The 24,665-nt window shown below is 66.2% G+C and carries 21 protein-coding genes; 17 read left to right on the forward strand and 4 right to left on the reverse strand.

Going from position 1 to position 24,665, the window contains the following annotated elements; all coding sequences use genetic code 11:
• Positions 1–123: 123 nt before the first annotated feature.
• The 9 genes from lgt (at position 124) to AC1RP5_RS00045 (ending at position 10,818) form a co-directional block, all read left to right on the forward strand.
• Positions 124–945, forward strand: a complete 822-nt coding sequence (gene lgt / locus AC1RP5_RS00005) for a prolipoprotein diacylglyceryl transferase (RefSeq protein ID WP_493108504.1) — start codon at positions 124–126, stop codon at positions 943–945.
• 24 nt (positions 946–969) lie between these two features.
• Entirely contained in the window at positions 970–2,046 is a 1,077-nt protein-coding gene (locus AC1RP5_RS00010) for a class I SAM-dependent methyltransferase (RefSeq protein WP_493108505.1), read from the forward strand.
• Positions 2,047–2,814 carry a peptidoglycan editing factor PgeF gene (gene pgeF, locus AC1RP5_RS00015; protein ID WP_493108506.1) on the forward strand — a complete coding sequence of 256 codons (768 nt, stop codon included), beginning with the start codon at positions 2,047–2,049 and terminating at the stop codon, positions 2,812–2,814. It begins immediately after the preceding gene.
• A gap of 54 nt (positions 2,815–2,868) precedes the next feature.
• Positions 2,869–3,846 carry a hypothetical protein gene (locus AC1RP5_RS00020; RefSeq protein WP_493108507.1) on the forward strand — a complete coding sequence of 326 codons (978 nt, stop codon included), beginning with the start codon at positions 2,869–2,871 and terminating at the stop codon, positions 3,844–3,846.
• Between the two features lie 127 nt (positions 3,847–3,973).
• Positions 3,974–5,560, forward strand: coding sequence for an ABC transporter substrate-binding protein (locus AC1RP5_RS00025; protein ID WP_493108508.1), 1,587 nt, complete (start codon positions 3,974–3,976; stop codon positions 5,558–5,560).
• 109 nt (positions 5,561–5,669) lie between these two features.
• Positions 5,670–7,238 (forward strand): ABC transporter substrate-binding protein, encoded by a 1,569-nt coding sequence (locus tag AC1RP5_RS00030; protein WP_493108509.1) that lies wholly within the window; start codon positions 5,670–5,672, stop codon positions 7,236–7,238.
• 75 nt (positions 7,239–7,313) lie between these two features.
• Positions 7,314–8,255: an ABC transporter permease gene (locus tag AC1RP5_RS00035; protein WP_493108510.1), complete on the forward strand. Its 942-nt coding sequence runs from the start codon at positions 7,314–7,316 to the stop codon at positions 8,253–8,255.
• 35 nt (positions 8,256–8,290) lie between these two features.
• Positions 8,291–9,187: an ABC transporter permease gene (locus AC1RP5_RS00040; protein ID WP_493113256.1), complete on the forward strand. Its 897-nt coding sequence runs from the start codon at positions 8,291–8,293 to the stop codon at positions 9,185–9,187.
• Positions 9,187–10,818 (forward strand): ABC transporter ATP-binding protein, encoded by a 1,632-nt coding sequence (locus AC1RP5_RS00045; RefSeq protein ID WP_493108511.1) that lies wholly within the window; start codon positions 9,187–9,189, stop codon positions 10,816–10,818. Before AC1RP5_RS00040 ends, AC1RP5_RS00045 begins: the two co-directional genes overlap by 1 nt.
• Positions 10,819–10,866: 48 nt before the next feature.
• On the opposite strand, the gene purB is transcribed toward AC1RP5_RS00045, so the two are convergent.
• Positions 10,867–12,276 carry an adenylosuccinate lyase gene (purB, locus tag AC1RP5_RS00050; RefSeq protein WP_493108512.1) on the reverse strand — a complete coding sequence of 470 codons (1,410 nt, stop codon included), beginning with the start codon at positions 12,274–12,276 and terminating at the stop codon, positions 10,867–10,869.
• A 69-nt stretch (positions 12,277–12,345) separates the two neighbouring features.
• Here purB and AC1RP5_RS00055 point away from each other — a divergent pair, with 69 nt between their 5' ends.
• The 3 genes from AC1RP5_RS00055 to AC1RP5_RS00065 all read left to right on the forward strand — a co-directional run bounded on the left by AC1RP5_RS00055 (position 12,346) and on the right by AC1RP5_RS00065 (position 15,965).
• Positions 12,346–13,971: an acyl-CoA dehydrogenase family protein gene (locus AC1RP5_RS00055; RefSeq protein WP_493108513.1), complete on the forward strand. Its 1,626-nt coding sequence runs from the start codon at positions 12,346–12,348 to the stop codon at positions 13,969–13,971.
• Positions 13,972–14,034: 63 nt separating this feature from the next.
• Positions 14,035–15,504: a M81 family metallopeptidase gene (locus AC1RP5_RS00060; protein WP_493108514.1), complete on the forward strand. Its 1,470-nt coding sequence runs from the start codon at positions 14,035–14,037 to the stop codon at positions 15,502–15,504.
• A complete protein-coding gene (locus tag AC1RP5_RS00065; RefSeq protein WP_493108515.1) occupies positions 15,501–15,965 on the forward strand; it encodes a RidA family protein in 465 nt (154 codons plus the stop codon). The genes AC1RP5_RS00060 and AC1RP5_RS00065 overlap by 4 nt, the downstream gene beginning before the upstream one ends.
• A gap of 151 nt (positions 15,966–16,116) precedes the next feature.
• On the opposite strand, the gene AC1RP5_RS00070 is transcribed toward AC1RP5_RS00065, so the two are convergent.
• On the reverse strand, positions 16,117–16,857 hold the full coding sequence (locus AC1RP5_RS00070; protein ID WP_493108516.1) for an amino acid ABC transporter permease: 741 nt from the start codon (positions 16,855–16,857) through the stop codon (positions 16,117–16,119).
• A 22-nt stretch (positions 16,858–16,879) separates the two neighbouring features.
• Positions 16,880–17,713 carry an ABC transporter substrate-binding protein gene (locus AC1RP5_RS00075; RefSeq protein WP_493108517.1) on the reverse strand — a complete coding sequence of 278 codons (834 nt, stop codon included), beginning with the start codon at positions 17,711–17,713 and terminating at the stop codon, positions 16,880–16,882.
• A gap of 130 nt (positions 17,714–17,843) precedes the next feature.
• On the opposite strand from AC1RP5_RS00075, the gene AC1RP5_RS00080 reads away from it, so the two are divergent.
• The 5 genes from AC1RP5_RS00080 (at position 17,844) to ychF (ending at position 22,387) form a co-directional block, all read left to right on the forward strand.
• Positions 17,844–18,752 carry a TauD/TfdA dioxygenase family protein gene (locus AC1RP5_RS00080; protein WP_493108518.1) on the forward strand — a complete coding sequence of 303 codons (909 nt, stop codon included), beginning with the start codon at positions 17,844–17,846 and terminating at the stop codon, positions 18,750–18,752.
• Positions 18,753–18,896: 144 nt separating this feature from the next.
• A complete protein-coding gene (locus AC1RP5_RS00085) occupies positions 18,897–19,829 on the forward strand; it encodes a ribose-phosphate pyrophosphokinase (protein WP_493108519.1) in 933 nt (310 codons plus the stop codon).
• Between the two features lie 83 nt (positions 19,830–19,912).
• Positions 19,913–20,605, forward strand: a complete 693-nt coding sequence (locus AC1RP5_RS00090; RefSeq protein WP_493108520.1) for a 50S ribosomal protein L25/general stress protein Ctc — start codon at positions 19,913–19,915, stop codon at positions 20,603–20,605.
• A 27-nt stretch (positions 20,606–20,632) separates the two neighbouring features.
• A complete protein-coding gene (pth, locus tag AC1RP5_RS00095) occupies positions 20,633–21,286 on the forward strand; it encodes an aminoacyl-tRNA hydrolase (RefSeq protein ID WP_493108521.1) in 654 nt (217 codons plus the stop codon).
• A 3-nt stretch (positions 21,287–21,289) separates the two neighbouring features.
• Positions 21,290–22,387, forward strand: a complete 1,098-nt coding sequence (gene ychF / locus AC1RP5_RS00100; RefSeq protein WP_493108522.1) for a redox-regulated ATPase YchF — start codon at positions 21,290–21,292, stop codon at positions 22,385–22,387.
• A gap of 194 nt (positions 22,388–22,581) precedes the next feature.
• Here the strand turns inward: ychF and AC1RP5_RS00105 are convergent, their stop codons facing one another.
• The gene (locus AC1RP5_RS00105) at positions 22,582–24,516 is read right to left on the reverse strand and encodes a PhoX family protein (protein WP_493108523.1); all 1,935 of its coding nucleotides are present in this window, start codon (positions 24,514–24,516) and stop codon (positions 22,582–22,584) included.
• Between the last annotated feature and the right edge of the window lie 149 nt (positions 24,517–24,665).

Below are 24,665 nucleotides of genomic sequence, written 5' to 3' on the forward strand. Positions count from 1 at the left end.
CCCCCCCCCCCCCCCCCCCCCCCCCCCCCCCCCCCCCCCCCCCCCCCCCCCCCCCCCCCCCCCCCCCCCCCCCCCCCGCGACGATTTTAGGGACGCGATTCCCCAGCTATAAGGATCGCCCTCATGAGCACCCTCCCCGCGATCCTCCTGGCGATCCCGTATCCCGAGATCGACCCCGTCCTGGTCCAGCTCGGACCCTTCGCCATCCGCTGGTACGCACTGGCCTACATCGCGGGCCTGGTGATCGGCTGGCAGGTCATGCGCCGCGTCTGCGACCAGCCGCCCAAGGTGCTGTCGCCGCTCAAGATCGACGACTTCCTGCTGTGGGCCGCGATGGGCGTGATCCTGGGCGGGCGCATCGGCTACGTGCTGTTCTACAAGCCGGGCTTCTACATCGAGCATCCGCTGTCGGCGCTGACCCTGTGGGAAGGCGGCATGTCGTTCCATGGTGGGTTGTTGGGCGTGATCGCCGCCATCCTGCTCTTTGCGAGGCGCAACAAGGCCGATCCCTTCATGCTGTCGGACCTGGTGGCGCTCGTGGCGCCGCTCGGCCTGTTCTTCGGGCGCCTCGCCAACTTCATCAACGGCGAGCTGTGGGGCCGCATCAGCGACGTGCCGTGGGCGATGGTGTTCCCGAGAGGCGGCCCGCTGCCGCGCCATCCCAGCCAGCTCTACCAGGCCTTCTTCGAGGGCGTGCTGCTGACCCTGATCGTGGTGGCGGTGTGGAAGCTCACCGAGGGCCGCCGCCGGCCGGGCCTGCTGACCGGCGTGTTCTGCGCCGGCTACGGCCTTGCCCGCATCGTTGGCGAGATCTTCCGCGAGCCCGACGCGCATCTCGGTTATCTCTGGGGACCGATCACCATGGGCATGCTGCTGTCGCTGCCGGTGCTGCTGTTCGGCCTCTGGGTGATCGTGCGGGCCTATCGCAAGCCCGCCCTTCCGTGATCGAATCGCCGTGACCGAGCGCTCATGACCGAGTTGGGCGGGCTGATCGCGCGCCGCATCGCGCTCACCGGCCCGATCTCCCTCGCCGACTTCATGGCCGAGGCACTGGGCCATCCGCGCCTCGGCTACTATCGCCGCGCCGTGCCGGTGGGCGCCGCCGGCGATTTCACCACCGCACCCGAAATCTCGCAGATGTTCGGCGAGCTTTTAGGTGCGTGGCTGGCCGAGCGCTGGCTGGCGATGGGCCGGCCCTCGCCGGTGCGGCTGGTCGAACTGGGACCCGGTCGCGGCACGCTGATGGCCGATGCGCTGCGCGCGACGCGCGGCGTACCGGGCTTTCATGCCGCGATCGACTTGCATCTCGTCGACACCAACGCACCGATGCGCGAGGCCCAGCGCGTCGCATTGCAGGGCTACGTGCCGACCTGGCACGAGCGATTCGACGAGGTGCCCGACGGACCGCTGCTGCTGGTCGCCAACGAATTCTTCGACGCGCTGCCGGTACGCCAGTTCCATCGCACGGCGCAGGGCTGGCGCGAGCGCATGGTCGGCCTCGACGGGCAGGGCGCGTTGCGGCTGGCGCTCGCGCCGGGCGCCACGCCCTTCGCCCCGGTGTTGCCCGAGGCCGGGGAAGGCGCGGAAGCCGAATTCAGCGAGGCGGGCCGCGCGCTGGCCGGCGCGATCGGTGCGCGTATCGCCCGCGACGGCGGCTGGGCGCTGATCGTCGATTACGGCCTGGAGAGCGCGGGCCGCGCGGCATCGCTGCAGGCGGTACGCGGCCATCAAGGCGCAAGCATCCTCGACCGCCCCGGCGAGACCGACCTCAGCGCACATGTCGATTTCGTTGCACTGGCTGCGGCCGCGAAGGTCCCCGCCTTCGGACCGGTCGGCCAGGGCGACTTCCTGCGCCGGCTCGGCCTGTTCGAGCGTGCGCAGGCGCTGAAGCAACGTGCAAAAGCGGCGCAGGCCCATGCAATCGATGCGGCATCGGCCCGCTTGATCGCGCCCGATCAAATGGGCACCCTCTTTCGCGTGCTGGCCCTCGGCGACGGCAAGAGCGCTCCACCAGCCGGTTTCACGGATGCCCCCTCGGACGCGTAAATGATTCAGGCCCAGACACTCGCCGCCCTCGACGGGGTGCAGCATCGCTTTTTCACCCGCCGCGGCGGCGTGAGCACCGGTCTCTTTTCCTCGCTCAACTGCGGCTATGGCTCGGCCGATGCGCCGGAGAACGTGCGCGAGAACCGGCGCCGCGTGGCCGAGCAGTTCGGCCTCGACGAGCCCGACCTTCAGACCGTGCACCAGATCCACTCGACCGACGTGCTCACGGTCGCCGACGAACGCTGGACGTCGCCGGGCGCGCCTCGCGCCGACGGCCTTGTGACCGACCGGCCCGGCGTCGTGCTGGGCGTGATGGCGGCCGACTGTGCACCCGTGCTGCTGGCCGACGGCGATGCCTCGGTGATAGGCGCCGCGCATGCCGGCTGGAAGGGCGCGCTGGGCGGCGTCGTCGACACGACGATCGCGGCGATGGAGAAGCTCGGCGCGCGCCGCGAACGCATAAAGGTCGTGGTCGGTCCCTGCATCGGTCCGGCCTCGTACGAAGTCGGCCCGGAATTTCCCGCGCCGTTCCTCGCGCAGGACGAAGCCAACGCGAAGTTCTTCCGCACCGCCACGCGCGCCGGTCACTTCATGTTCGACCTGCCGGGCTATCTCGTGCACCGCATCGCGCTGAACGGCGTCACGGTGAGCGCCACCGGCCACGACACGCTGACCGCCACCGAGGATTTCTTCAGCTACCGCCGCAACACGTTGCAAGGCGTGCGCGACTACGGGCGCGGCCTTTCGGCGATCGCCCTCGCGGACTGACGTGCCCTACTTCGTCATCCTGATGTTCTGCTGCCTGCTCGGAGTCATCGCGACATGCGCCATGTTGTGATGCTGCTCTGCCTGCTCGCCCTCGCGGCGTGCGGTGGAACGCCGAGACCCTTCGAGCACGATTCATCGCAGGTCTCCTACGGCCGCCAGTTGCGCGACAAGGTCGAGGTCGCGATCAGCCCGCCGCGCAACATGCCGGCGGAGATGGGCGAGCGGGTCGCCGCATCCCTCGCGATGGAACTCCAGTCCTACGGCATCAATGCCGCCGTCGCGCCGGCGGAAGCGCCGATCCAGGTCGACGGCGTGATGAGCACGCGCGACGCCAGCATGTCGATCGAGGTCCAGGTCGACTGGCGCGTCCGCGGCCGGCCCCGCACCGACGAGCCCGCGACCGTGAAGACGCGCGCGCCGCCCGAGGACTATGCCGAGCAGGCCGAGCGACTGGTCTCGCGCATCGCGCAGCAGGCCGCCCCTCGCGTCGCGACCTTGATCGGCAAGCCGCCGAACTTCATCCCGAAGGCGCCGGGCCAGGTCGCCGCGGGCGTGACCATTCCTTACGAGTTCCCGCCCGATCCCGCCGCCCCACCGCCGCCGGACGGCACCGTGCCGACCAGCACGACGACCCCGACGCCGGTCGCCGCCAAGCCCTCGGAACCGCAGGTGAAGGTGTTTGTGGCGCAAGTCACAGGCGCGCCGTCAGACGGCAACCGCCAGCTCACCTCCGGCATGCGGCGCGCACTGGGCTCCAGCAAGCTTGTGATCGTCGACCAGGCAGACGGCGAGGCCTTCACCATCGTGGGCACCGTGAGCCTGACGCAGATCGACGAACGGACCGGCAGGCTCGTCGTCAAATGGCTGGTCAAGGACCCCGCCGGCAAGAGTGTCGGCGACATCGAGCAATCGAACCCGGTGCCGATGGCGGCCGCGAAAGGCTCGTGGGCGGGGTTCGGCGACATCGTCGCCTCCGCTGCATCCGAGGGTGTGCTCGAGCTTCTCGAGAAGGCGATCAATAAGACGCGCTGAGCTGCGCGGTTCGTGAATCGGCTTGTCAGAGGGGGGTTCCCGGCTGCTACTGTCCGCACGGGGCGGCTCGATTCTTGCAAGACTTCACAACGCACGAACGGGGCGCGCGACAGGGAGTAAAAAAAGCATGTTCTCATTCAAGAAATCGGCTTTGGCGATCGTCGCCGCGGCGGGCGTCAGCGGGCTGTTGGCCGCTGCACCGGCGGAGGCGCAGACGCTCAAGGTCGTGATGCATTCGGACGTCAAGATCCTCGATCCGATCTGGACCACTGCCTACATCCAGCGCAACCACGGCTACATGGTGTGGGACACGCTCTTCGCGATGGACGAGAAGTTCGAAGTGAAGCCGCAGATGGTCGACAAGTATGACGTGTCGGCCGACAAGCTCACCTGGACCTTCACTCTGCGCGACGGACTCGAGTGGCACGACGGCAAGCCCGTCACCGCCGAGGACTGCATCGCCTCCATCAAGCGCTGGGCCGCGAAGGATTCGATGGGCCAGAAGTTGATGGCCTCGGTCTCCGACCTCAAGGCCACCGACGCCAAGACCTTCGTCATGACGATGAAGGAGCCCTACGGCCTCGTCCTGCAATCGCTCGGCAAGCCGAGCTCGAACGTCCCGTTCATGATGCCCAAGCGCGTCGCGGAGACCGACCCCAACACGCAGATCAAGCTCGAGGACGTGATCGGCTCCGGCCCGTTCATCTTCAAGGCCGACGAGTGGAAGCCCGGCGAGAAGACGATCTACGTCAAGAACACCAAGTACAAGCCGCGCGCCGAGCCGCCCTCGGGCCTCGCCGGCGGCAAGGTCGTCAAGGTCGACCGCGTCGAGTGGGTCTGGATTCCGGACATCCAGACGCAGATCGGCGCGCTGCAGAACGGCGAGATCGACATGCTCGAAGCGCCAGGTCACGACCTGCTGCCGATCCTCGCCAAGGACAAGAACATCACGCTGCTGAACTTCAACCCGACCGGCAACCAGTACGCCTTCCGCTTCAACTCGCTGGCCAAGCCGTTCGACAACCCGAAGATCCGCCACGCCGTGTTCGTCGCGTTCGCCCAGGAGGATTTCCTCAAGGCCACGATCGGCGATCCGCAGTGGTTCAAGGTCTGCAAGGCGCCGTTCGTGTGCGGCACCCCGCTCGCCACCGACGCCGGCATGGCCGACGTGCTGAACGGCAATGCCGCCAAGGCCAAGCAGCTCCTCACCGAGGCCGGCTATGACGGCACGCCGATCGTGCTGATGCAGTCGACCGACCTGCAGGTCCTCACCAATCTCGCGCCGGTTGCCAAGGCGCAGATGGAGAAGGCCGGCTTCAAGGTCGACATGGTGTCGATGGACTGGCAGACGCTGGTCGCCCGCCGAGTCAAGAAGGACCCGCCGAGCCAGGGTGGCTGGCACGCGTTCCTCACCTCGTGGGTGGCCGCCGACATCCTCAACCCGGTGATGGCCGGCTACTTCAACGCCTCCTGCGACAAGGCGATGTTCGGTTGGCCGTGCGACGCCGAGATCGAGAAGCTGCGCGATCAGTTCTCGAAGGAAACCGACCCGGCCAAGCAGTTCGCGATCGTCGAGGCCCTGCAGAAGCGCTGGGTCGACTATCCGACTCACATCAACGTCGGTCAGTGGTACGCTCCGCTGGCGCGCCGCAACAACGTCGAAGGCAACCTGGTCGCCCCGGCGCCGGTGTTCTGGAACGTCACGAAGAAATAGCTCGATCCGCGCGCGGGGCCTTTGGCCCCGCGCGCCCATCGACAAAGGCGGGCGATCCCTGCCTTTCTCGATGGGGAAGAAACCCGGAGGGGGCGCTATGAAAAAAGTAATGAGGCGTACGCTCGCGGCCTTGGCCGCTGGTGCAATTCTATCGAGCGTCGGGCCGGTGATGGCCCAGGGCAAAGTCGTCAAGTTCGTGCAGAACGGCAACCTGACGATCCTCGATCCGATCTGGACGACGGCCTACGTCACGCGCAACCACGGTTACTTCATCTACGACACGCTGTTCGCGGCCGACGAGAACAACGCCGTCAAGCCGCAGATGGTCGACAAGTACGACGTCTCCGCCGACAAGACGGTCTGGACCTTCACCCTGCGCGACGGCCTGGAATGGCATGACGGCAAGCCGGTGACCTCCGAGGACTGCATCGCCTCGATCAAGCGCTGGGGCGCACGCGACGCGATGGGCCAGAAGCTCATGGACTTCGTGAAGGAGTTCAAGGAAGTCGATCCCAAGACCTTCCAGATGGTTCTGAAGGAGCCGTACGGCCTGGTGCTCGACTCGCTCGGCAAGCCGTCGTCGCAGGTTCCGTTCATGATGCCGAAGCGGGTCGCCGACACCGATCCCTTCAAGCAGATCGACAGCCAGATCGGCTCCGGCCCGTTCATCTACGTGAACGCCGAATCCAAGCCCGGCGAGAAGCACGTCTACAACAAGAACCCCAAGTACAAGCCGCGCGCCGAACCGCCCTCGGGCCTGGCCGGCGGCAAGGTGGTCAAGGTCGATCGCGTCGAGATCATCGAGATGCCCGATCCGCAGCAGCAGGTGAACGCGATCGCCGCGGGCGAGATCGACGTCATCGAGCAGCCGCCGCACGACCTGATCCCGATCCTGAAGAAGGAAAAGGGCGTCACGCTCTTCAACTGGAACCCGCTCGGCCACCAGTTCATCTACCGCATGAACTGGCTTCAGCCGCCGTTCAATAATCCGAAGATCCGCGAAGCAGCGCTGCTGACCATCCGCCAGGAGGATTACCTCAAGGCAACCGTCGGCGAGCCGGAATTCTATAAGGTCTGCACGGCTGCCTTCATCTGCGGCACGCCCAATGCCGTCGATGCACCCGGCGACCTTCTGGTGAAGCCGAACTTCGAGAAGTCGAAGGCGCTGCTCAAGGAAGCCGGCTACGACGGCACGCCGATCGTGCTGCTGCAATCGACGACCTTGCCGGTGCTGACCAACGTGGCCCCTGTGACAAAGGCGCTGCTCGAACAAGGCGGCTTCAAGGTCGACATGCAGTCGATGGACTGGCAGACCGTCGTGACGCGTCGAACCAACAAGGGTCCCGTGAGTCAGGGCGGCTGGAACATCTTCCACACTTTCTCGGTGGCTGCGGACATCCTCAATCCGATCTCGACCTCCTACATGGTCGCGAACGGCGACAAGGCATGGTTCGGCTGGCCGACCGATCCGGAAATGGAGAAGTTGCGCGACGACTACGCGAAAGAAACCGATCCGGTGAAAAATAAGGCGCTCGCCGCAGCCGTTCAGGCCCGCGCCTTGCAGACGGCCCAGTATGGCTGGATCGGTCAGTGGTACGGACCGGGCGCCATGCGCTCCAACATCTCGGGCTGGCTGAAGGCGCCGGTGCCGGTGATGTGGAACATCGAGAAGAAATAACAGCGAGGCCATCTGGCCAAGCTGTGATCCCGAGCGGAGCGCCATGCCTCGCTCGGGGTGACACGTAGAGGGAAAATGCTCGACTTTATTGCCCGTCGTCTCATAGCCATCATCCCCGTACTGGCGGTGGTGGCTATCTTCGTCTTCCTCATGCTGCGATTGACGCCGGGCGATCCCGCCGCGGTCATCGCCGGCGACAATGCCACCTCGGACCAGATCGCCGACATCCGCGCCAAGCTCGGCCTCAACGAGCCCATCTGGACGCAGTTCGCCATCTGGATCGGCAATATCCTCCAGGGAAATTTCGGCGAGAGCTTCTTCTTCAAGAAGACCGTCGCCGAGCTGATCGCCCAGCGCGTCGAGCCGACGCTCGCCCTCGCGGTCTGCACCCTGCTGTTCGCCGTCACCGTCTCCGTGCCGATCGGCGTCATGGCCGCCTACCGCCAGGGCTCGCTGCTCGACCGTGCGGTGATGGGCTTCTCGGTATTGGGCTTCTCGGTGCCCGGCTTCGTGATCGGCTACTGCCTGATCTATGTCTTCGCCATCGAACTGGGCTGGCTGCCGGTGCAGGGCTATGTCCGCATCGGCGTCAACTTCTTCCAGTTCCTCGAACGCATGGTGCTGCCGTCGCTCACGCTGTCGGTCGGCTTCATCGCCCTGATCTCGCGCATCACGCGCGCTTCGGTGCTCGAAGTGCTGAACGAGGATTACATCCGCACCGCCCGCGCCAAGGGCCTCAGCAACCGCGTGGTGCTGATGCGCCATGCGCTGCGCAATGCCGCCGTGCCGATCCTCACCGTGATCGGCCTCGGCATCGCCATCCTGATCGGCGGCGCGGTGGTGACGGAAAGCGTGTTCGGCCTGCCCGGCCTTGGCCGTCTCACGGTCGAAGCGGTGCTGAGCCGTGACTTCCCGACCATCCAGACCGTCATTCTTCTCTTCTCCGTCGTCTATGTCGTGATCAACCTGCTCATCGACATCAGCTACACCCTGTTCGACCCGAGGATCCGGTATTGAGCGCGATCACCGAAGAAGTCGTCGATTCCGCCTCCATTGCCGCGGCGTCGACCAAGCGCAAGAGCCTCTGGCTCGTTGCTCTCCGTAACCCGAACGTGATCTTCGGCGGCGTCATCCTGTTGACCATGCTGATGATCGCCATCCTGGCGCCGTTCCTCGGCACCGTGGACCCGACTCGCATCGACCCGGCGGCCCGCAACAAGAAGCCGGGCACCGAGATCACCTACCGCCTCGACGACGGCCAGACGGCCAAGCGCGTGGCGATCATGGGCACCGACAGCCTGGGCCGCGACGTCTACAGCCGCGTCCTCTACGGGGCGCGCGTGTCGCTGGCCGTCGGCGTCGCCGTTTCCATCATCGCGGTCGCCATCGGCATGGTGATCGGCCTTGTGTCCGGCTACATCCGCTGGGCTGACGGGATAATCATGCGTGTCATGGACGGATTGATGGCGATTCCGGGCATATTGCTCGCGATCGCCCTCGTCTCGATCTGGCGCGCCGGTCTCATCACGGTGGTGTTCGCCATCGTCGTGCCCGACGTCCCAAGAGTCGTGCGCCTGGTGCGCTCGATCGTGCTGACGGTGCGCGAAGAGCCCTACGTCGAAGGCGCGATCTCGGTCGGCACGCCGACCTGGGTGCTGATGTTCCGCCACATCCTGCCCAACACCGTGGCGCCGCTGATCGTGCAGGGCACCTTCCTGGCCGCCGCGGCGATCCTGACCGAAGCCGCGCTGTCGTTCCTCGGCATCGGCATCCCGCCGGAAATCCCGAGCTGGGGCAACATCATGGCCGAGGGCCGCACGCTGTTCCGCGTGTTCCCGCACAACATCCTCTATCCCGGCATCTTCCTTGCCTTGACGGTGCTGGCCATCAACATCATGGGCGACGGTCTGCGCGACACGCTCGATCCGAAGATGAGCAAGAAAGTCTGATGTCGACCGAAACCAAGAAACCCGTCCTCGAAGTCCGGAACCTCAGCGTCGCCCTGCCCAAGGGCGGTGACCGTGTCCATGCCGTCGAGAAGGTGAGCTTCACCGTCAATCCCGGCGAGATCGTCTGCCTCGTGGGCGAATCGGGCTCGGGCAAGTCGGTGATCGCCTTCACGGTGATGGGCCTGCTGGCCAAGGCGCTGAAGCCGACTTCGGGCGAGATCCTGCTGCAGGGCGAGAACATCCTGACGGCCAGCGAGAACCGTCTGCGCGAGCTTCGCTGCACGCGCATGTCGATGATCTTCCAGGAGCCGATGACGGCGCTCAATCCCGTCATGACCTGCGGCGACCAGATCGACGAGGTGCTGAGCACGCACACGCAACTCGACGCGGCGGCGCGCAAGGCCAAGATCATCGCCATCCTCGCCCGCGTGAAGCTGCCGGAGCCGGAGCGCATCTACGGCTCGTTCCCGCATCAGCTCTCGGGCGGCCAGCGCCAGCGCATCATGATCGCCATGGCGCTGGTGCTCGATCCGGTGCTGTTGATCGCCGACGAGCCGACCACCGCCCTCGACGTCACCACACAGGCCGAGATCCTGAAGCTCGTCGCCGAGTTGCAGACGGGCCAGGGCACCGGCGTGCTGTTCATCACCCACGATTTCGGCGTCGTGGCCGAGATCGCCCATCGCGTGGCCGTGCTGCGCTGGGGCGAGTTGGTGGAGATGGGTCCGACCGAGCAGATCCTGTCGCGGCCCGTGCAGGGCTACACCAAGATGCTGATCTCGTCGGTACCGTCGATCACGCCGGCCCATCGCGGCGTGCGACGTGACGGCACCACGATCCTGCGCACCGAGAAGCTCGGCAAGACCTACTCCGGCAATGCCTTCTTCCAGAAGGCGCGGGTCGTGAAGGCCGCCGTCGATGTCGACCTCGACATCCGCCGCGGCGAGACGCTGGGCATCGTGGGTGAATCCGGCTCGGGCAAGTCGACCGTGGCGCGCTGCATTGCCCGCCTGATCGATCCGACCGAGGGCAAGGTCTATATCGGCGATACCGAGATCGCGACCATGTCGGCGAGCAAGCTGCGCCCGCATCGCCGCCGCGTGCAGATCGTCTTCCAGGATCCCTACCGCTCGATGAATCCGCGCATCACCGTGGGCGATTTCATCATCGAGGGGCCGATGAACTTCGGCATCAGCCGAAATGAAGCGATGGCGCGCGCGCGCAAGCTGATGGAGACGGTGCGCCTCGATCCGAATGCGCTCGACCGTTACCCCCACCAGTTCTCCGGCGGCCAGCGCCAGCGCATCTGCATCGCGCGCGCGCTTGCCATGGAGCCCGAACTGCTGATCGCCGACGAGGCGGTCTCCGCACTCGACGTGTCGGTGCAGAAGCAGGTGCTGGAGCTGCTGGACGAGATCCGCGTCCGCCTGAACCTCGCCGTGCTGTTCATCACCCACGACCTGCGCGTCGCCGCCCAGATCTGCGATTACGTCGCGGTGATGAGCAAGGGCCGCGTCGTCGAATACGGCTCGGCCGAACAGGTCTTCGGATCGCCCCAGGCCGACTACACCAAGGCGCTGTTTGCCGCCGCGCCCGGCCGCCACTGGGAATTCGGCAAGTTCGCCGCCTGATCTTTGGCGCTCCTCTCCGCCGCAAGGCGGAGAGGAGCGCGAAGCGGCTTATTTCTTCGCGAGAACGCCGGCCAGGCCGGTATAGGTTTCCGGCCGCAGCACGCGCAGCCGGGCCTTGAGTTCGGCATCGACCTCGAGCCCGTCGATGAAGGTCGCGAAGTCCTCGAGCGTCACCTGCCGGCCGCGCGTCAGCGCCTTCAGCTTCTCGTAGGGCATCTCGACTTCGGCGACGCGCAGCATCGTCTGGATCGCCTCGGCCAGCACCTCGGGATGTGCCATCAGCGCCTCGGTGAGCGCTGCCTCGTTCACGCTCACCTTGCCGAAACCGCGCAGCAGCGCGCCGTAACCGATCAGCGCGTGGGCGAAGGCGGTGCCGAAGGTGCGGGCGACCGTCGAATCCGAAAGGTCGCGCTGCAAGCGTGAGATCGGCAGCTTGCGCGACAGATGCTCGAACAGCGCGTTGGCGACGCCGAAATTGCCCTCGGCATTCTCGAAGTCGATCGGGTTCACCTTGTGCGGCATCGCCGACGAGCCGATCTCGCCTTCCTTCGGCTTCTGCGTCACCCAGCCGTCCGAGATGTAGCGCCACATATCCTGCGACAGGTCGATCAGGATGGTGTTGATGCGGCGCAGCGCATCGAACATCTCCGCAAACGTATCGTGCGGCTCGATCTGGGTCGTCACCTCGTTGAGTTCGAGGCGCACCCGATGCACGCCGCTTGAGCCCGGTGCATTCAGCCGCTCGACGAAAGTGCGCGCGAAAGCCAGCCAGTCGACCTGCGGCAGCGACACCATCTGCGCATTGTAGTTGGCCGTGGGGCCGCCCCACTTCACCAGCACCGGATTGCTGCCGAGATAGGCGACCTGGCGGGCAAGGCGCGTCGCGAAGACGTTCATCTCCTTGCCGAAGGTCGTGGGCGTGGCGCTCTGGCCGTGCGTGCGCGCCAGCATGGCGGTGTCGGCGTGCTGGCGGGCGAGGCCCTCGATCGCCTTCGCGACCTTCCCGAGCGACGGCAGCATGACGCTCTCGACGGCGCCACGCAGGCAGAGCGCGTGGGCGGTGCTGTTCACGTCCTCGGAGGTGAGCGCGAAGTGCACCCATTCCAGCACGTCGGCGAGGCTCGAACCCTTGAGCTTCAGCTTGATGAAGTACTCGACCGCCTTCACGTCGTGGTTGGTGGCCGGGATGCCGGCATGGCCCTCGCGCTCGAACTTGCGGATGATCCGCGCATCCTCGACCGTGATGTCCGGCAGCGCCTTCAGCATCGCCGTCTCGGCCGCCGTGAGCGCGCGCATGCCGACGCCCTGGGTCTCCGCGAGGGCGGCTAGATATTCGCACTCTACGGTGACGCGCGCCTTCATGAGCGCGTATTCGCTGAAATAGCCGGCCAGCGCTTCGGAGGTCGTGCGGTAGCGGCCGTCGACGGAGCTGACGGCGGTGAGGGAATCGAGCTGCATGGCGGCCACATAGCACAGACGGCGGGCGGCTGCTTGCCGTCCCGGGGATGGCAGGTTCAGACTGGCCTCATGGCTTCCGGTTTCCTCGAAGACGCGTCCTTCAATCAGTCCCCCGCCCTCGGCGATCTCGACCTGTTCTCGGCCGACCGGCCCCTGGCCGACGCGGCCGGCCGGGCCGGGCTCGATCTCGCCGCCCTGTCGGCTTGTGGAAAGGACTACGGCGCCGCCGACACGCTCGATCTCGGCCGGATCGCCAACGAGAACCCGCCCCGGCTGCGCACCATGGACGGCAAGGGCAACCGGCTCGACCTGGTCGAATTCCACCCCGCCTATCACGCGCTGATGCAGAAGAGCATCGGCCACGGCATCCACGCCTCGGCCCATGACGGCAGCGACCCGCCGGCGCCGATGTCGGCACGCGCCGTGCGCCTCTATCTCGCGACCCAGGCCGAGAGCGGCCATATGTGCCCGATCACCATGACGCATGCCTGCATCGGCGCGCTCCGGTCCGAACCGGTGCTGCTCAAGAAGTGGCTGCCGAAGATCCAGACCCGCACCTACGATCCGCGCCCGCTGCCATGGTGGGAGAAGAACGGCGTGACCCTGGGCATGGGCATGACCGAGCGCCAGGGCGGCACCGACGTGCGCGCCAACATCACGACGGCCACGGCGCACGGTGATCATGCCGAAATCAGCGGCCACAAATGGTTCATGTCGGCGCCGATGTGCGATGCCTTCCTCGTGCTCGCGCAAACCGAAGGCGGTCTCACCTGTTACCTGATGCCGCGTTACCGGCCAGACGGTTCGCAGAACGCGATCCGCTTCCAGCGGCTGAAGGACAAGCTCGGCAACAAGTCGAATGCTTCCTCCGAGGTCGAGTTCCATGGCGCCTGGGCGGAGCGGCTCGGACCCGAAGGCGCGGGCGTGCGCACCATCATCGAGATGGTGAACCTGACGCGCCTCGACTGCGCCATCGCCTCGGCCGGCCAGTCGCGCATCGCGCTCAGCCAGGCGCTGCATCACATTCGCAACCGCTCGGTCTTCCAGCGGCGGCTGGCCGACCAGCCCGCGATGCGCGCGGTCGCCGCCGACATGGCGCTGGAACTCGAGGCGCAGGTGGCGCTGGTGTTCCGCCTGATCCGCGCCGCCGAGCATGCCTCGCACGATCCGCGCGAGGCCGCCTATGCGCGGCTGCTGACGCCCGCGGTAAAGTTCCTCGTCTGCAAGAGCACGCCGCAGCTCGTCTACGAATCGCTCGAGTGCCTGGGCGGCAACGGCTACACCGAGGACCTGCCGATGGCACGCTACTTCCGCGAATCGCCGCTCAACGCCATCTGGGAAGGCTCGGGCAACGTGATGGCGCTCGACGTGCTGCGCGCCGCCGGCCGCCATCCCGAGGCCGCGACCGACACGCTTTCGCGCCTCGTGCGCACCGCCGACCAGGCTTTTAGAGCCGCACCGCTGGCTCAGGCGCTGGAGCAAGTGTTGAAATCGGGCGACGCCGAACGCCGCGCGCGCTTCCTGTGCGAGGGTCTGGCCAAGCTCGCCGCCGTCGCGGCATTGGTCGAGGCGGGCTCACCCTTCGCCGCGCTCTATGCCGAAACCCGCCTCGCCGGCTCGCCCTTCGCCCAGTTCGGCAGCGCCGATCTCGGCGGCAGCGAGACCGCGCTGATGGACCGCGCGCTGGCCGCGTGAGCGACACGCCGGTAGACTTGGCGCCGCAGTGTTTCTTCCCTTGCAGAGTATCCGGACATCTAGATGAAAAAGATCTTCACGGCGTGCCTCGGCACGGAGACCAATACCTTCGCGTCGATCCCGACCGGTCACGGCCTGTTCGAGGAGACCTGCCTGTTCCGCAAGGCCAGCTACGGCGACAAGGTGCCCATGTTCGGCGCGCCGCTCGACGTCTGGCGCAAGCGCTCCGAGGCCAAGGGCTGGCAGGTGGTCGAGAGCCTCTGCGCCTTCGCCCAGCCCGCCGGCAAGACCGTAAAGAAGGTCTATGAAGCCTTCCGCGACGAGATCGTCGGCGACCTCAAGGCCGCGATGCCGGTCGATGCCGTGTTCCTCTCCATGCACGGCGCCATGGTGGCCGAGGGCTATGACGATTGCGAAAGCGACCTGCTCGCCCATGTCCGCAAGGTCGTCGGACCGGACATCCCGGTCGGCGTCGAGCTCGACCTCCATTGCAACATCGGCGAAGGCACGATGCGCGACGCGACGGTGCTGGTCCTGTTCAAGGAATACCCGCATGTCGACGTATCGGATCGCGCCGACGACCTTTTCAATGTCATGGAAGGCGCCATCGAGGGCCGCACCAAGCCGGTGATGGCGACCTGGGACTGCCGCATGATCGGCGTGTTCCACACCACGCGCGAGCCGATGCGCGGTTTCGTCGACAAGCTGATGGGCATGGAGGGCAAGGACGGCGTGCTCTCGCTCTCGATCGCCCACGGTTTCCCGTGGTCCGACATCAAGGAGATGAGCAGCCGCATCATCGCCGTCACCGACGGCGACAAGGCGAAGGCCGAGAAGCTCGCGAAGGAGCTGGGCCAGGAATTCTTCGCCATGCGCGAAGTCACCCAGCCACCCTATGTCACGCTGGGCGCCGCCATGGCGCGCGTCTCCTCGCACAACCTGCCCAAGCCGATGGTGCTGGCCGACGTCTCGGACAATGCCGGCGGCGGTGCGGCCTCCGACTCGACCTTCATCCTGCAGGCGCTGCTCGACGGCAAGGTGAAGGACGCGGCGATCGCCATGTTCTGGGATCCCGGCGCCGTGAAGCTCGCCTTCGAGGTGGGCGAAGGCGCCGAGCTCGACATCCGCCTCGGCGGCAAGCTCGGCCCGCAATCGGGCCCGCCGATCGACGCCCGCGCCAAGGTGCTGAAGCTCGAGAAGGACGTGTTCATCCAGTTCGGCGGCGCCCGCAAAGGCACCAACCCGATCGGCGACGTGGCGGCGCTGCAGATCGACGACGTCACCGTCATCGTGAACTCCAAGCGCTCGCAGTGCCACAGCCTCGACTGCTTCACGAAGCTCGGCATCGATCCCTCGACCAAGAAGGTCGTGGTGGTGAAGTCGATGCAGCACTTCCACGCGGCCTACGCGCCGATCGCCAGCGAGGTGGTCTATGTCGCCGCGCCCGGTGCGCTGGTGCCGGACTGGTCGCTGCTGCCCTACACCAAAGCCGACAAGACGCAGTGGCCCTTCGTCGCCAACCCGCACGCGTGAGGCTTTCAGCTCTCGCAAGCCTCGCGGTCGCGGCGACGACAAGCGTCGCGGCCGCGCAATCGCCGAACGGCGTTCGCACGCTCGATCCGCCGGGCGCCATCAAGGCCGAGGGCACCTGGAGCCTCGGCGCAAGAGCCGGCGATTTCGTCTTCGTCGCCGGCATGCAGGGTGTCGATCCCAAGACCAACAAGCTGGTCGAAGGCAACGAAGCGCGCATCCGCCAGGCCTTCCTCAACATTCAGCTGATCGCCAAATCCGAAGGCGCCACCCTGCAGGATTGCGTGCGTCTCACCATCTACGTGAGCGACCTCGCCACGATCGCGCCGCTGGTCGACAAGGTGCAGGCCGAACTCTGGGGCAAGCCGCCCTATCCGCCACGCACCATGTTCGAGGCGAAGAAGCTGTTCGACGGCGACATCATCGAGATCGATAGCGTCTTTTATGCGCCGCTGAAGAAGTAGCGACTACAAACACACCCGTCGTCTCGACCGAAGTGCCGTAGGCGCGTAGCGGAGAGACCTTCCCTCCACCAAAAGCCGGCTATGTGTAGAGAGAAGGTCTCTCCGCTACGCCTCGCTGCGCGAGGCTCCGGTCGAGACGACGGATTTATTTTCAGCGCGGCAGCGCGGCCTGCTCGACGGCGGGCAGGACGCCCGGCGCATCTTTCGTCGTCTCCTTGGCCTGCGCCGTCCGGGTCGGATCGTAGCGGCGTTCGAGCCAGCGTTGGGCGCGGTCCCAGAGCGTCGTCAGGACCAGGTAATAGACGGCGGCGGCGGCGAAGACTTCGAGCACGTCGAACTTGATCTGCATGATCATCTCGGCGCGCCGCATCAGCTCTTCCATCGAGATCACCGAGGCGATCGACGTGGCCTTCAGCAGGCCGTTCACCGAATTGCCCAGTGCCGGCAGGATGATCCGCGTGGCCTGCGGCAGCAGCACCTTGCGCAGCGCCAGCGAGCGCGAAAGGCCCAGCGCCTTGGCGGCGTCATGCTGGCCGGCCGGGATGGCCAGAAAGCCGCCGCGGATGATCTCGGCCATGTAGGCCGCCTCGTTCAGGATCAGCGTCACGATCACCGAGGTGAGCACGCCGAACTTGATGCCGAGCTGCGGCAGGCCGGAATAGATCATCACCATCTGGATCAGGAGCGGCGTGCCGCGGAAGAACCAGATGTAGCCCTGCGCGATTCTGCTGACCGCGCCGTTGTTCGAGGCTCGCATCAGCGCGATGGCGAGACCCAGGATCAGACCGCCCGCCAGGCCCGCCACGGTGAGACCGGCGGTCACCAGAACGCCGACCAGCAGGAACTGGTTAGTCAGCGCCGCATAGAAGTCACCGACGTCGAAGCCCCTCATGATGCGATCACTTCGATTTCAGTCAGGTCGGACCGGGGCCGCGGATGGCGAAGGTCTCGACCGGCAGCTTGGTGAGACCGTACTTGTCGAACAGCTTGTCGTAGTAGCCGTCCTTCTTGAGTTCGTTGAGTGCGCCCACGACCTTCTCCGCGACGTTCTTGTTGCGATACATCTGCGTGGTCGGCGCACTGCCGAGACCAGTCGCGGTGATCTCGATCAGGCCGCGACGCTTGATCTCGACCGCCGTCACGTCGATCAGGATCGCCGTCTCGACCTGGCCGGCGCGCAACGCCGCCAGCACCTCGGTGGCGGTCTTGAAGGTCAGGACCTCGATCGGCTTGGCGCCCTTGGCGACCTGTTCCTTGTCGACGCCGCGCAGCCAGCGCTCCTGGTAGGAGTTGACCTCGACGCCCGCCTTGCGGCCGGCGAGCGACTCCGCATCGGTGAGCTTCAGAGGCGAATTCGCGGTGACGGTGAGCGCGATGGTCTGCTGCGCATAGGGCACCGTGTAGGCGATCTTCGAGCGTTCCTCGGTCCAGAACATGCCGGTGTTGATGCCGTCGAAGCGGCCGCCCTGCATGGCGGGGATCATCGGCGGGAAATCCATGCGGATCAGCTCGAGCGGGATGCAGAGCTTCTTGGCGATCTCGCGCATCAGCTCGACGTTCAGACCCTGCAGCTCGCCCTTCTCGTCGACGAACTGTTGCGGCGGCAGGGTCGGGTTGATCGACATCTGCAGCTTGCCGGGCGCAACGAGGTCGGCGTCGGCAATGGCGGGCTTGCAGCTTTGCGCCGCGGCCGGGAGGGCGGCGAGGCACAGCGGGAGAAGCACAGCCGAGATCAGTGGAACACGCATGACATCCATCCTCGATAGGCCTGCCACCGCGAGGGTCCGCGGCACAGCGCTTGCAGTGGTGTTGGCCCAGAGGTCGGTCCAGGTCCGTGCCTGGGAAACTGCAATAACGGTGCCACTGAAGGAGTCCGCCATGCCCGCACAGGTCGATCAGTCGTTCGATTGGCGCAGCGCCGCCGCGGCGCGCGGGCTCGTCGTCACCGATCTCGCCGAGAACGTGGCGACCTCGATCGAGGGCATCGACCTCAGCGACGACCATGATGAGGAGATGATCGCCATCATCCGCGCCGCCTGCGTCGCACGAACCCTGCTGCTGTTCCGCGGGCAGGAGAAGCTGTCGCCCGCCGGCTATCTCGCCTTCGCCAACCGCTTCGGCGGCCGTCCCGACCTGCACTCGCTGCGGCACTACTGCCTGGCCGATCACCATGAGATCTTCGTGGTCGGCAACGTGCACGAGGAGCAGGCCAAGGTCGGCTCGCCCAAGGTCGGCCTCAACTGGCACACCGACCACTATCACCTGCCCGAGCCCGGCCTGTTCACCTACCTGCACGCGATCCAGGTGCCAGAGGGCCAGGGCGACACGCGCTACGCCAACGGCATCGCCGCCTACGAGGCCCTGCCCGACGCCAAGCGCGCCGAGATCGACGGGCTGAAGGTCCTGCACAGCCGGGCCCGCCTGTTCCGCAACCTCTTCCCCGAGGCGAGCGAGGAAGAAGCCGAGGCCGAGCGCCTGAAGATCCCCGACGTCGTGCATCCGCTGGTCCGCACCCATCCCGAGATCGGCAAGCGCGGCCTTTATCTCGGCGGCGAATGGGGTTCCTGCATCGACGGCATGGAGGCGGAAAAGGCGCAGGCGCTCTACGACGAGCTGCTGCACCACATGATCCAGGACCGCTTCTCCTATCAGCACCGCTGGCAGCCCGGCGACGTGCTGATGTCGGACAATCGCTGCAGCATGCACCGGGCCAGCGAATGGGACGAGGCGACCCAGGTCCGCCGCCTGCACCGCATCATCATGATCGACGACAAGGTCCCTTACTGAAGCGACAAAAAGCCCGATATTTCCGAGCGTTTACAGACCTCCGACTCATTGGTATGTTCCGCCCCGTCGCGGCCCGGGATGGCCGTTTTGTCGTTTTAGATCAATGACTTAACCAATCCCGCCCCGGCGCGAGGGACGCGATTCATGAAGATTCTCACCGGCAACAGCAATAAACCGCTGGCCGAAGCCATTTCCGCCAAGCTGGCCCTGCCGCTGGTGAAGGCCAATATTCGCCGGTTCTCCGACAACGAGATCTTCGTCGAAATCCTCGAGAACGTGCGCGGCGAGGATGTGTTCGTCATCCAGTCGACGAGCTTCCCGGCCAACGACCATCTGATGGAACTGCTGATCACCATCGATGCCCTGCGCCGCAGCTCGGCGCGCCGCATCACCGCGGTGATCCCCTATTTCGGCTACGCCCGCCAGGACCGCCGCACCGGCTCGCGCACGCCGATCTCGGCCAAGCTGGTCGCCAACCTGATCACCCATGCCGGCGCTCATCGCGTCCTCACGCTCGACCTGCATGCCGGCCAGATCCAGGGCTTCTTCGACATCCCGCTCGACAATCTCTACGCCGGGCCGGTCTTCTCGAAGGACATCAAGGAGACCTTCTCGAACCGCAGCCTGACCGTGGTGTCGCCCGACACCGGCGGTGTGGTCCGTGCCCGCGCGATTGCCAAGCGCATCGATGCCGACCTCGCCATCATCGACAAGCGCCGCGAAGCCGCCGGCGTCAGCGAAGTCATGAACGTGATCGGCGACGTGAAGAACCGCGACTGCATCCTGATCGACGACATCGTCGATTCGGGCGGCACGCTGTGCAACGCGGCGGTCGCGCTGATGGACCAGGGCGCCACCTCGGTTTCGGCCTACATTACGCACGGCGTGCTGTCGGGCGGCGCGGTTGCCCGCGTCGCGGCCTCGCCGATCGAGAAGATGGTCATCACCGATTCGATCATGCCCACCGAGGCGGTGCGCGTGTCGCCGAACATCCGGCCGCTCAGCATCGCGACGCTGATGGCCGAGGCGATGAAGCGCATCACCGACGAGGCATCGGTTTCGAGCCTGTTCGACTGAGAAATTTAGGAATTTAAGAGATCCGGCGATGGGCACCCCTGGAGGCCACGCCGCGATAACAGAGCAACCCAAGGAGATGTGAGATGGCAGAGACGACCAAAGTCGTCGCGAAGATGCGAGATCGGGCCGGTAAAGGGGGCGCCCGTTCCAGCCGTCGTGATGGACTGATTCCCGCCGTGATCTACGGTGACAAGCAGGCCCCGGTGATGATCGCCGTCGAACCGAAGACGATCGAGCGCGAGCTTCACAAGGAAGGCTACTTCAACCACCTCATGAAGATCGCCGTCGATGGCAAGGACTACGACGTCCTGCCGCGCGACGTGCAGGTCGATCCGGTGACGGACAAGCCCCTCCATCTCGACTTCCTGCGCATCGGACCTGAGTCGGTCATCACCGTGCAGGTGCCCGTGCACTTCCGCAACGAGCTGGCGTCGCCCGGCATCAAGCGCGGCGGCGTGCTGAACGTGGTGCTACACGAGATCACCGTGCGCACCAAGGCCAGCGCCATTCCGGAGTATTTCGAGGTCGACCTGACCGGTCTCGAAATCGGCCACTCGATCCACATGTCGACGCTCAACATTCCCGAGAGCGCGCGCGTGGTGACCCGCGACAAGAACGCCACCGTGGCGTCGATCGCCGCCCCGACCGTGGTCCGCGAGACGGCCACGACGGATGCTCCGGCCGAAGGCGCTGCGCCGGCGGCGGGTGCGGCCCCGGCGGCGGGTGCTGCGGCTCCGGCAGCGGGTGCGAAGGCTCCCGCTCCGGCGAAGAAGTAACGAGCGGGCGAAGGCTCGGCTCCGTCGATGCTTCTGCTGGTCGGGCTCGGCAATCCCGGGCCGCGCTATGCGGGGCACCGGCACAATGTGGGATTCATGGCGGTGGACGAGATCGTCCGCCGCCGTGTCTTCTCCCCCTGGCGTGCGCGTTTCAACGGCGAGGTGGCCGAGGGCCATCTGGGCGGCGAACGCGTCATCGCCCTGAAACCCATGACGTTCATGAACGAGTCGAGCAAGGCCGTGGGCGAAGCCGTGCGCTTCCTCAAGGTGCCGCTCGACCGTCTGGTCGTCTTCCACGACGAACTCGACATTGCGCCCGGACGGGTGCGCATGAAGAAGGGTGGCGGCGCCGGCGGGCATAACGGCCTGCGCGACATTGACGCCCATGTCGGCAAGGATTACCGCCGGGTCCGCATCGGCATCGGCCATCCCGGCCACAAGGACCTGGTGCTGCACTGGGTGCTGCGCGACTTCGAGCGCGACGAGCGCGACCCGAAGGACGGCTGGGTCCCGAAGGTGCTGAACGCGCTGGCCGAGGAATCGGCGCTGCTGATCGAAGGCGGCGCCAAGGCCGACGAGAAATACATGAGCCGGGTGGCGCATCTCGCGCCGCCTCCCGACCTTCCGGCCCGCCTCGACATCAAGGGCGCCCTGAACGGCAAAGAACACAGCAAAGAGTAGAACATGGGTTTCAATTGCGGAATCGTCGGCCTGCCCAATGTCGGCAAGTCGACCCTGTTCAACGCGCTGACCGCCACCCAGGCGGCGCAGGCGGCCAACTACCCGTTCTGCACCATCGAGCCGAACGTCGGCCGCGTCGCCGTGCCCGATCCGCGCCTCGAAAAGCTCGCGGGCATCGCGAGCTCGGCCAAGATCATCAACACCCAGCTCGAATTCGTCGACATCGCGGGCCTCGTGAAGGGCGCCTCGCAAGGTGAAGGTCTCGGCAACCAGTTCCTCGGCAACATCCGCGAGGTCGACGCGATCGCCCACGTGCTGCGCTGCTTCGAGGACGGCGACGTCACGCATGTGAGCGGCAAGGTCGATCCGGTGAGCGACGCCGAGGTCGTCGAGACCGAGCTGATGCTGGCCGACATGGACAGCCTCGAGAAGCGCCTGCCCAACCTCGAGAAGAAGGCCAAGGGCGGCGACAAGGATGCGGGCGCCGAAGTGCCGGTCGTGAAGAAGGCGCTCGAGGCGCTGCGCGACGGCAAGCCGGCCCGCGAAGCCAAGATCACCGACGACGAGCGCCTGATCTTCTCGCGGCTGCAGCTCATCACCGCCAAGCCGATGATGTACGTGCTGAACGTCGAGGAAGGCGCAGCCGCCACCGGCAACGAGCACAGCGCCAAGGCCGAAGCCTTCGCCAAGTCGCGCGGCATGCCGTCGGTCGTGATCTCGGCCGCCATCGAGGCCGAAGTGGCGCAGCTCCCGGCCGAAGACCAGAGCGACTACCTGTCGTCGCTCGGCCTCGAGGAGACCGGCCTCGCCCGCGTCGTGCGCGCGGGCTACTCGCTGCTCGATCTCGTGACCTTCTTCACCGTCGGCCCCAAGGAAGCCCGCGCCTGGACGGTGCGTCGCGAGGCCAAGGCCCCGGAAGCCGCCGGCGTCATCCATACCGACTTCGAGAAGGGCTTCATCCGCGCCGAGACGATCGCCTACGACGACTACGTCACGCTGAACGGCGAGGCGGGCGCGCGCGATGCCGGCAAGCTGCGGCTGGAAGGCAAGGAATACGCCGTCAAGGACGGCGATGTGTTTCACTTCAGGTTCAATGTTTAACGCGCCTGCGGCGCGCTAAACATTGAACCGGTGAGCGGCAGCGCTTGTAATCAAGCGCGAGAGCTCACACGGCGCAGAATAGATAAGAAAAGAAACTCGACGCTTCTCAACGGAGCGCGCCACTCCAGTGGCGCTCATATCTCGTTGCTTTAACGACGCATGAGCGCCACTGGAGTGGCGCGCTCCAATGAGTCCTATCCGCCGATCTGCCCCCCACCCTTCTTCGTGATCGCGATCACCGAAGGCCGCGGCGGCATGCCGTCCTTGAAATCCGGCCAGCGCGTAGAAGGCTTCTCGAAGGTCGAGTTGCGGTCTTCGCCGGGATGCTGGATCGACAGGAACAACGTGTTGTCGTCGGGCGAGAAGATCGGCCCGCACACTTCGGCGCCGGTCGGCGCCTGATAGAAGCAGCGCGTCAGCGCGCGGCCGAAGCCCGTCGTGTCGGCGCCGTACACGCCGTCGGCAACGCCGGCCGCCGACGGCGCCCCGTCGGTCACGATCCAGATGCGGCCCTTGCTGTCGAAGGCGATGTTGTCGGGGCAGCTCAGCCAGCCATTGTCCGAGGTCGCGCGATGATAGCGCGCGCCGGCATCCTGGCCCGGCTTCCCGGCCAGCAGGAAGATCGACCAGGCACCTTCGTTGGCGGCGTGGTCGCCGTCCTTCGGCGTGATCTCGAGGATGTGGCCGTGATCGTTGGTGGCGCGCGGGTTGGCCTTGTCGACCTGGTCGGCCTTGCGCGAGCCGTTGTTGGTCAGCACGACATAGACGCGGCCGTTGACCGGATTGGTCTCGATATCCTCCGGCCGGTCCATCGGCGTGGGCTTCAGCAGGTCGGCGGCCATGCGCGTCTTCACCAGCACGTCGCCCTGCGTCGCAAAGCCGTTCGCGGCGGTTAGCGGGCCCTGGCCCTGCACCAACGGCAGCCACTCGACCTTGCCGTCGGCATTGAAGCGCGCGACCGAGAGCGTGCCCTCGTCCAGCAGGTTCTTGTTGGCCGCTCGGTCGTTCGGGTTCCACGGCTTCGAGGTGACGAAGCGATAGACATACTCGAAGCGCTCGTCGTCGCCGCTGTACAGCACCACGCGGCCATCCTTGGCCAGCGCGTAGGTGCAACCCTCGTGCTTGAAGCGGCCCAATGCCGTGCGCTTGATCGGCGGCGAGTTGGGCTCGTACGGATCGGTCTCGACCACCCAGCCGAAGCGGTTGGGCTCGTTCGGCTCCTTGTCGAAGTTGAAGCGATCGACATGCCGCCCCCAGGCATTGGTCGCCCGCGCCACGCCGTAGCGCTTGCCGAGTTCGGTATCGGCCGCACGCGCGGCATCGCCGTCGAAGTAGAAGTGGAAGTTCTCCTCGCAGGTGAGCCACGTGCCCCACGGCGTGCTGCCGCCGGCGCAGTTGCCGAAGGTGCCCAGCACCTTGGTGCCGGTCGGATCGGCCGAAGTCTTGAGCTTGTCGTGACCGGCGGCGGGGCCTGAGAATTCCATCGGCGTCGTCGCGGTGAGTCGGCGCGCGAACTTGCTGTCGGGCACGACCTTCCAGCCGGCGTTATCCTTCATGATCTCGATGATCGCGCCGCCGACCGACGCCATCTCGACCGCGACCTGCTCCTTCGTGGCCTGCAGCGCCGCGTCGCGGCCGCTGCCGAGGCCGGCGAACATCAGGTTGGGGTTGGTGTATTCGTGGTTGGCGACCATCAGGAACCGGTCGCCGCTGCGGCTGCCGGCCGGCTGCGGATAGAGACCGAGATAGTCGTTGTTGTAGCCGAAGCGCTTCTCCTGCTCGGCGGCGGTCAGCGCCTTCGGATCGAAGTCGGCGCCGCCGCCGATGATCGGATCGCCCCAACGGATCAGCACCTGCATGTCGTAGCCTTCGGCGACGTGCTGGTTGGTGTCGAGCGTGTGGGCCAGCTCCTTGAAGGTAAGCGTCGAGGGACCGGCCGTCTGCGCCTCCGCATCGCTGCTGGCGAAGGGGCTGCCGAGCGACGCCGCGATGCCGACACCCGCGAGGCCCCGCAGCGCATCGCGCCGGCTGAGGCGGCGCTCGATCAGCTCGCCGATCGACGGCTCGGTGCTGGCGTTCACGCCGATATCGTCGGGATCCGTGTAATCGTCATTTTGAGCGGCGGCCATGCGATCTCCTGGAAACACCGCGTCTGGGTAGCGGGCAATAATGGCGTTTCCGTTACGATTTTGCGCGCGACCCCGCGCCGTCCACAAGGGACCGTCAGCAAACCGTAGCGCTCAGCCTGTAGCAGGCAGATGTCACAGCTAATGAAGAG

The sequence above is a fragment of the Reyranella sp. GW821-FHT12G01 genome, assembly GCF_058806575.1.

What these genes read in the sequence shown, in the direction of transcription:
- purB (WP_493108512.1), bottom strand. Translation starts at nt 12,276, where the DNA reads ATGCAGCTCGATTCCCTCACCGCCGTCAGCTCCGTCGACGGCCGCTAC.
- AC1RP5_RS00075 (WP_493108517.1), bottom strand. Translation starts at nt 17,713, where the DNA reads ATGCGTGTTCCACTGATCTCGGCTGTGCTTCTCCCGCTGTGCCTCGCC.
- AC1RP5_RS00010 (WP_493108505.1), top strand. Translation starts at nt 970, where the DNA reads ATGACCGAGTTGGGCGGGCTGATCGCGCGCCGCATCGCGCTCACCGGC.
- AC1RP5_RS00030 (WP_493108509.1), top strand. Translation starts at nt 5,670, where the DNA reads ATGAGGCGTACGCTCGCGGCCTTGGCCGCTGGTGCAATTCTATCGAGC.
- AC1RP5_RS00085 (WP_493108519.1), top strand. Translation starts at nt 18,897, where the DNA reads ATGAAGATTCTCACCGGCAACAGCAATAAACCGCTGGCCGAAGCCATT.
- AC1RP5_RS00105 (WP_493108523.1), bottom strand. Translation starts at nt 24,516, where the DNA reads ATGGCCGCCGCTCAAAATGACGATTACACGGATCCCGACGATATCGGC.
- pth (WP_493108521.1), top strand. Translation starts at nt 20,633, where the DNA reads ATGCTTCTGCTGGTCGGGCTCGGCAATCCCGGGCCGCGCTATGCGGGG.
- pgeF (WP_493108506.1), top strand. Translation starts at nt 2,047, where the DNA reads ATGATTCAGGCCCAGACACTCGCCGCCCTCGACGGGGTGCAGCATCGC.
- AC1RP5_RS00025 (WP_493108508.1), top strand. Translation starts at nt 3,974, where the DNA reads ATGTTCTCATTCAAGAAATCGGCTTTGGCGATCGTCGCCGCGGCGGGC.
- AC1RP5_RS00090 (WP_493108520.1), top strand. Translation starts at nt 19,913, where the DNA reads ATGGCAGAGACGACCAAAGTCGTCGCGAAGATGCGAGATCGGGCCGGT.
- AC1RP5_RS00055 (WP_493108513.1), top strand. Translation starts at nt 12,346, where the DNA reads ATGGCTTCCGGTTTCCTCGAAGACGCGTCCTTCAATCAGTCCCCCGCC.
- AC1RP5_RS00045 (WP_493108511.1), top strand. Translation starts at nt 9,187, where the DNA reads ATGTCGACCGAAACCAAGAAACCCGTCCTCGAAGTCCGGAACCTCAGC.
- AC1RP5_RS00035 (WP_493108510.1), top strand. Translation starts at nt 7,314, where the DNA reads ATGCTCGACTTTATTGCCCGTCGTCTCATAGCCATCATCCCCGTACTG.
- AC1RP5_RS00070 (WP_493108516.1), bottom strand. Translation starts at nt 16,857, where the DNA reads ATGAGGGGCTTCGACGTCGGTGACTTCTATGCGGCGCTGACTAACCAG.
- AC1RP5_RS00020 (WP_493108507.1), top strand. Translation starts at nt 2,869, where the DNA reads ATGCGCCATGTTGTGATGCTGCTCTGCCTGCTCGCCCTCGCGGCGTGC.
- ychF (WP_493108522.1), top strand. Translation starts at nt 21,290, where the DNA reads ATGGGTTTCAATTGCGGAATCGTCGGCCTGCCCAATGTCGGCAAGTCG.
- lgt (WP_493108504.1), top strand. Translation starts at nt 124, where the DNA reads ATGAGCACCCTCCCCGCGATCCTCCTGGCGATCCCGTATCCCGAGATC.
- AC1RP5_RS00060 (WP_493108514.1), top strand. Translation starts at nt 14,035, where the DNA reads ATGAAAAAGATCTTCACGGCGTGCCTCGGCACGGAGACCAATACCTTC.
- AC1RP5_RS00080 (WP_493108518.1), top strand. Translation starts at nt 17,844, where the DNA reads ATGCCCGCACAGGTCGATCAGTCGTTCGATTGGCGCAGCGCCGCCGCG.